Annotated in this window: 6 protein-coding genes and 1 riboswitch; of the genes, 3 read left to right on the top strand and 3 right to left on the bottom strand. The window is 32.5% G+C overall.

Annotated features, from left to right (window positions below; all coding sequences use genetic code 11):
- Nucleotides 1-659 precede the first annotated feature (659 nt).
- A complete protein-coding gene (locus ACQKMD_RS18405; protein WP_427753829.1) occupies nt 660-1,052 on the top strand; it encodes a hypothetical protein in 393 nt (130 codons plus the stop codon).
- A gap of 346 nt (nt 1,053-1,398) precedes the next feature.
- On the opposite strand, the gene ACQKMD_RS18400 is transcribed toward ACQKMD_RS18405, so the two are convergent.
- Entirely contained in the window at nt 1,399-1,572 is a 174-nt protein-coding gene (locus tag ACQKMD_RS18400) for a DUF4083 family protein (RefSeq protein WP_427753828.1), read from the bottom strand.
- A 228-nt stretch (nt 1,573-1,800) separates the two neighbouring features.
- Nucleotides 1,801-1,978, top strand: a riboswitch (cobalamin riboswitch).
- On the opposite strand from ACQKMD_RS18400, the gene ACQKMD_RS18395 reads away from it, so the two are divergent.
- On the top strand, nt 1,976-2,254 hold the full coding sequence (locus ACQKMD_RS18395) for an Ig-like domain-containing protein (RefSeq protein ID WP_427753830.1): 279 nt from the start codon (nt 1,976-1,978) through the stop codon (nt 2,252-2,254). (Overlaps the previous riboswitch by 3 nt.)
- A 117-nt stretch (nt 2,255-2,371) precedes the next feature.
- On the opposite strand, the gene ACQKMD_RS18390 is transcribed toward ACQKMD_RS18395, so the two are convergent.
- A complete protein-coding gene (locus ACQKMD_RS18390; protein ID WP_427753827.1) occupies nt 2,372-3,493 on the bottom strand; it encodes a DNA alkylation repair protein in 1,122 nt (373 codons plus the stop codon).
- A 132-nt stretch (nt 3,494-3,625) separates the two neighbouring features.
- The gene (locus tag ACQKMD_RS18385; RefSeq protein ID WP_427753826.1) at nt 3,626-4,591 is read right to left on the bottom strand and encodes a GGDEF domain-containing protein; all 966 of its coding nucleotides are present in this window, start codon (nt 4,589-4,591) and stop codon (nt 3,626-3,628) included.
- Nucleotides 4,592-4,834: 243 nt separating this feature from the next.
- Here ACQKMD_RS18385 and ACQKMD_RS18380 point away from each other — a divergent pair, with 243 nt between their 5' ends.
- Nucleotides 4,835-6,817, top strand: coding sequence for a site-specific DNA-methyltransferase (locus ACQKMD_RS18380; RefSeq protein ID WP_427753825.1), 1,983 nt, complete (start codon nt 4,835-4,837; stop codon nt 6,815-6,817).
- Nucleotides 6,818-6,848 lie beyond the last annotated feature (31 nt).

Genomic DNA, 6,848 nt, shown 5'->3' with positions numbered 1-6,848 from the left:
GGGTCAGAGCTTTCATTTTAACCAAAAGGGTGGATTCTGTCTTTTTATTTTGTTAAATGGAAATTACTTGAATGAAATTTACTCATTTAAAGTAAATTATAAGAAAGGGTGTACCCAAATATGTTTATAAGTATTATTGCCTTAGCATCTGTACTATTATGGAGTGCAGTGACCCATGAACTAAGTAAACCTTCAAAAAAGCAAAATAACAGAAAGATAATAACTTTAACATCTTTAGGTTCTTTATTAACACTTATTTTACTTGTTCAAAACCTCCCGTTTTAAAAGAGGAAAGTATGCCTTAATCGGGCGCAATTGTGGAAGATCACTTCGATTTAAACGACTCTATTGTTATTTGTTTTTGGAAAAATGAGTATGGATAACAAAATTAAACTACTTCGCTAGACAGTTGATTGACGGGTGTACCCGAGCAATAAAGCTCGACTACCGTTTGTTTCAATTCTTGGTTGTATCGTTTTTGTTTCATTTCGGACACGTCCTCTCGGTAGTTCAATTTTAATGATTTAATCGAGGTATGTCCATACATCCATATTACATCCAATTTAATACTAGAAAAGAATGATTTAATAGGTTTTTTAAATGAAATTTTACTTTTTCTATTATTATTGTCGATATAAGTAACAAAGGAGGTGATTAACTTGAGAATTGGATCCTCAAACATTAATCCATATGTAGCCAACTTAAAAAAACAAACAAATAACAATTTGCCTCAAGATCTTTTCCTAGATGATAAAAAAAGTAAAGAAGATAAAGGCAATTTAGAAGTTCGAAGGGAAAATGGATATATCAGGCACTATATAGTGAAATCTGATGGAAAAACTATTTTAATTTCAGAAACAAAAGATGTAAAAAATGAAGATCAGAAAGAAATATCTAAAAGTGAAAAAACATCTAAAGGCACAGAAAAGAATGATTCCAATGCAAAAGATCTTATGGGATTATTAAACAACTCAGCAGGAACAGATTTGAACTCATTAGAGTATTACACTAAAATGTTTCGCACTTTACAAGGACTGAAACAACACTTATAAAAGAATGGGGGCTGTCTCAAAAGTCAATTTTCCAGCTTAGAGACGCCCCCTTCACAGGTCAGGAACAAGATTAAAGAAAAGAGCAAACAAGGTTTTGATACGGAAAAGAATAGAATCAATAACTAAGCTGAAAGATCAGGTGTTAGAGGGGAATTTGCAACAGATTGTAAATGAAGACCTGCTACTGGATTTGACTTCATAGCACGAGACCAATTGTTAGAAACAATAGGGCAAATTGTAGCTTTAGAAAACGACCTGCAATAATATATGTCACACATCATGTCGAATAAAACGAGCCAAGTTTTATATAAGTTCAGCAGCTCGTTTTCTTGATAATGAATAACAATTATTTAGATTGCTTTTCCAATAGCATAATAATCTTATCCAATTTTTCATTTAGTTCTGTGGATTCATCCTTTGGAGTTGTATTAATAATGATCCTTCTCACAAACAGCATAAAAGAAATCGTACCTAATAATATTAAAGAAAAGCAAATAAATAAAAGTACTGAACTATCCATCAAATCTCTCCTTTTTTAAAATAGTGTTATTTTTCAATAATATCATATTTTTTAATATAATGTTATTTATTGAGTGATAGAACCATATATAAATACTATTTTTTCGAGCCGGAAAAATGTATTATTTTATTTGATAATGTAAGTATTTGATGTGAGATGGATTATATATCAAATACTAATTAAAAACGGATAGATTAATTTTAAATATTATGATAGGTTTATATTAAGTGAATATTTTATGCCAGAATTAGGTGTAAGTACATACATAAAAGGGAATCCGGTGAAGTACCGAAGCTGTATCCGCAGCTGTAAATGCTAATGAAATAAGGGAATACCACTGTTTTAAACGGGAAGGTCCATAAAGTAAACTGAGGCACAAGCCAGGACAGCAGGGAATAAAGGCATATCAAAACCCGTTATTGTTAAAGATAAAATAGCGCCGAAAAAACCAAAAGCATCTAAAATCGCATCGAAAACTACAAAAGTAACTGGTAAAACTGAGGCAAGAGCAACCATTACAATTTACAACAGTAAACATAAAAAAATTAGTACTGCTAACGCAACGGGTAAAGGTAATTTCTGTGTGAAAATCAAAAAACATAAAGCTAAATCAACTTTATCAATTTATGCGAAAGATCAAGCAGGAAATAGAAGCTACAAATTAAGTATTAAAGTGAAGTAATGTTTAAATGAAAAAGCTTCGGATTCATAAAGAATCTGAAGCTTTTTAACTTTATAGAAAAACATTTTTTTAGGTATAAGTATATAAATTAAACCATCCCCAATAACAAAAGGTTATTTATATATTATTTACAACCCCTGAAATTGTCTGCTTTTCTTCTTCTTTCAATAGAAAATCAATCCCAGCCATTTCCACACCGTTTATAACGATTGCTATTCGATGTTTACCGACATAGTGTTTTCTAGTAGATAGCTGTTTAAAGGAATGACTTCTAGTATAAGTATGTTCGCCATGTAGATACGTATTTTCAGTTATCTTAAAGAGCTTTCTACGTGTTATGCCATTAGCTTTCATAAAGTCAATACCGTACTCTATTCGAAGTTTTGTGGCATCTGTAGTTGGATTAGCAAAGGTAAATTTAAATTTAAAGGCATCTCCTATCGCTATTTGATTTGTTGATAGATTAAAATCTTTTAATTCAACAGTAGGGGCATGATCGAACCCGAATAAGGCAAGTGTAGTTGGATCTGCTTGTCTAAGAAGTGTTCTACAGGCATGTTTGATAATCCAATCCGTTTTAGGGTTTTGTCCAAGCCAACTTTTGCCGAGAGATTTCACTAATTCAGGATGATCTTTTGTTATATCATTTAAATTATTTGCAACACTTTTCCGGACATATTCGCTATCATCTGCCTTTAATAATTCTAAAATTCGGATAATTGGGGCAGGGTCTATTTTAAACATCGTTAAAGCTGGTGCCCAAGGAAGTCGAGGACGACACCCTTCACTCGCTAGCCTACGAACATGCTCATTTTCATCAGTAGACCACTCTTCCATAATAGCCATCATTCTTTTTGGATCTTGTTCGATAAATGGGCGCACAGCGAATTCAGCACTGGAGGTAAGTGTAAAGAGTTTCAATGCTTCAATTGAAGTTTCCCAATCTGTTAAACCATATACCTCTATAAAATCAGGGAAAAAAAAGTATTCAAAACCTTTACATTCCGGAACAAGTTGACTTAAAACAACAATAGCATCGGGATAAGAGGGAGGTAAGGTAGCTCTTAATGTAATTGAAATATGTCGAGTCCTTTGCTTTAATTCTCGTTGTTCCCACCCTTCATCAAGTAAAAGAGTCATGAAAAGCTGTTCATCAAATGCTGGATATACGTTTTTAACCTTCTCACAAAATTGTAAAAAAAACGCTTTATTATAAACATCTTTACGTAGTTCTGCCATAATTCTTTTTACTCCTTTTAAAAGAGATAATACAATCTATTAAAATAAACTTCTGATTCATTTCTGAATTAGAAGTTTAAGTATACCTTATTTTGAAATGTGGTATATAGCAGTGATTACTTTAATAATAGCTTACTCGTACTGCCTAATCTGATTTCGCCCATTTTCTTTAGCTTTATATAAAGCCATGTCAGCATGCTTGAAGATTTCGTGGAAAGAATTTATTTCGCCTTTACGGTTCATAGCCATACCCATGCTAACTGTAAATGTAAGCATTGAATCTTCTATTGGTAACCTCTTAGAAGCCAAAGTCTGATTAAGAGTATTTGCAAATTCCATTACTTCATTTGTCTTTAGATGACGTAGTAAAATGACAAATTCATCGCCGCCAAAACGAGCTGCAAAAGTTGTTTCAAGATTGGCCAATTCTTTACAAGTGTTTGCTACCAGTTTGATTACATCGTCGCCAATTAAGTGGCCGTATTGATCGTTAATTGATTTGAAATTATCGATGTCGAATACTAAACAAGTAACTGTTGATTTTTCATTTGTTGCTTCTAGTAACCACTTTTTTGCTACATTTTCTAAATGATAACGGTTATAAATACTAGTTAAACCATCTAAGTTTGTCCGTTCTTGAATAGCTGACACACGATGCTGAATTTCTAACTGGAGTGTTGTTTTATATATAGCGGCTTGATTGAGTTCTTGTAAAATATCAACGTATTCTTTGTAATAAAAATAACCGTCTTCAAAGCGCTTCAACCGTTCACAAAGTTCTATTTCCCAGTTTTCGTTATATTCATAAAGGAAAAACAATAGAAGATAAAGATTTTCCTTTTCTAGATTACTCAGTTCCTCTTTGCTTTGTTGACAGTACTCATCGTATAAAAAAGTATAGTGGAATGCGTTTTTTAATTCACTTAATGCATGGTATGAAACTGCCAGGTACATATAGCCATAACGAATACTAACCCGATCTTGTTGTAGTATGGCTTTTCCGACTAGCTCATGACCAAATTTGATAGTCTCTAGCAATTTTCCAGATAAATAAGTAGCGTGCGTTGTATTTTTTAATTCTTCAATTGTTAAAAGCATTTACACAACCACCTTTATTTTTATTCGGTTATAAAATAGAACAAAGGGCAGGGGGAAGTACTTAAGAACTATTTTAACCCATTAGTTCTCAAAATGTTAGCTAATGATAAATTATTGTAACAAATAGGAAAGTGTATTTAAGTGAGATAAGGTTGAATAGTTGTTATAATAATGGGAAAATACTGTAAAATAAGAAGTTATTACAATTAAAATAGTTTTACATATATAAAGGAGTGCGCTTATATGGATAAACTAAATGGCCAATCTTTTCATACTGTACAGCACAATATTGAAAAAATGAAAGAGCTTTTCCCGGAAATTTGTACAGAAAACAAAATAGATTTTGCGAAGCTTCAATTGTTATTAGGTGAACAGATAGAAACTGAAAAAGAACGGTATGATTTTACATGGAATGGAAAAACAGCAGCGATACAGTTAGCCCAACAGCAAACTACAGGAACCTTACGACCGGATATTGCAGGGAGTATAGATTGGGAAACAACGAAAAACCTTTATATTGAAGGCGATAACTTAGAAGTTTTGCGAGTACTTCAAAGAAGTTATTGTAATCAAGTAAAGCTTATCTATATCGATCCTCCATACAATACTGGAAATGATTTTGTTTATAAAGATAATTTCCGTGACAAGATGAAAAGCTATAAAGAACATACGAATGAATGTTTAGAATCTAATGCAGTGACTAGTGGAAGAGTCCATACTGAATGGTTAAATATGATGTATCCAAGGTTGAAAATTGCACGTAACTTATTGTCTGATGATGGGGTGATCTTTATCTCTATTGATGACAATGAGGTGGATAATTTAAAACGAATTTGCAATGAAGTATTTGGAGAAGAAAATTTTGTCTCTACCATCGTTGTTAAGATGTCGGAGCCAACAGGTGTTAAAATGACGCACGTTAAAAGAAAAATCCCTAAATTAAAGGAATATGTGCTCTGTTATAAAAAAAGGAACGCTACTTTTGAGAAAATACGGATTCCTAAAAACGAGTGGGACAATGAATATAAAACAATTCTCACAAATATTAGTGAAAAAGAAATAAAAGAACTAAAAGCAATTCGTGATAATGAAGATAGAACAATAGCGGACATTAGAAGAAGTGATGACATAATAGCAAACATTCAAATGGTCACCGTTTCTGAATTTGCTAGAAAAAACAACATTGAAAAAAATGAGTTTGCGACTTTTTTATTCAATAACGCTTGGAGAATTATAAGAACCGTCTCAGTGGCAGCTAGTGTAAAAACTATTGCTGATGACAAGAGAAAAAGGAATCAAAATCGAGCATTTGTTATTACCACTCCAAACAAAAAACTCTATTTTATAAACAATCATTATAATTCAGCTGTGGATTCACCACGTATCAAAATACTATTTGCAGATGATTATCTAACTGTACACCCATGTGATTTCTGGGCAGATATTAAGACAACTGGATTAGATAAAGAGGGGTTTGTTGAGTACCGAAACGGTAAAAAACCCTTGAAATTAATAACTAGATTATTAAGCATGGTCTCTTTAAAAGACGACGATATAGTAATGGATTTCTTCTCTGGATCAGGGACGTTTGGTGAAGCGACTGTTCGATACAATATCGAGAGCAACATATCACTTCGTTACATCCTTGTACAGATTGACGAAGATCTTGAACAATTGCATGAAAATTTAACAGGTGATGCTAAAAAAGATACAAAAAAACTAATCGATTATTTAAAGAGCGTCGGTAGAAAGCCTCTGTTATCAGAACTTGGCAAAGAGAGAATGGCATGTGTGCAAAGAGAAGTACAAGATGCAAGTCATTATGATTTAGGTTTTAAAAACTTCAGACTAGATACGACCAATTTAAATCTGTGGGAAGAGTACCTGTCCAATATAAAAAAAGTGCCATTAAGTATAGCTCAACCTGTAAAACAAGGGAGAAGTGAAGAGGATGTACTATTTGAAATACTTCTCAAGCAAGGAATAGATATAGTATTACCAGTTGAACGATTCATTCTAGGGGAATGTACGGTCTTTGCAGTTAATGGAGGTACAGTATTCATATGTCTTGAAAAGGATCTATCACTAGAGCAAATTAATATTATAGCAAGTAAAAAACCAAGTAGTATTGTATTCTACGATGATTGTTTTCATAATGATTTAATACGCAACAAGGCTCAGCAAATATTAAAGCGAAATGGTGTAAAAGAAATTCAAGTAATATAGTTTGTAGTTGAAGTTAACCTGAAACCATTGA

Origin of the sequence: Viridibacillus sp. NPDC096237, from assembly GCF_050278625.1 — a bacterium.
Lineage (GTDB): Bacteria > Bacillota > Bacilli > Bacillales_A > Planococcaceae > Viridibacillus.
This window is presented reverse-complemented; position numbering and strand designations above follow the sequence as displayed.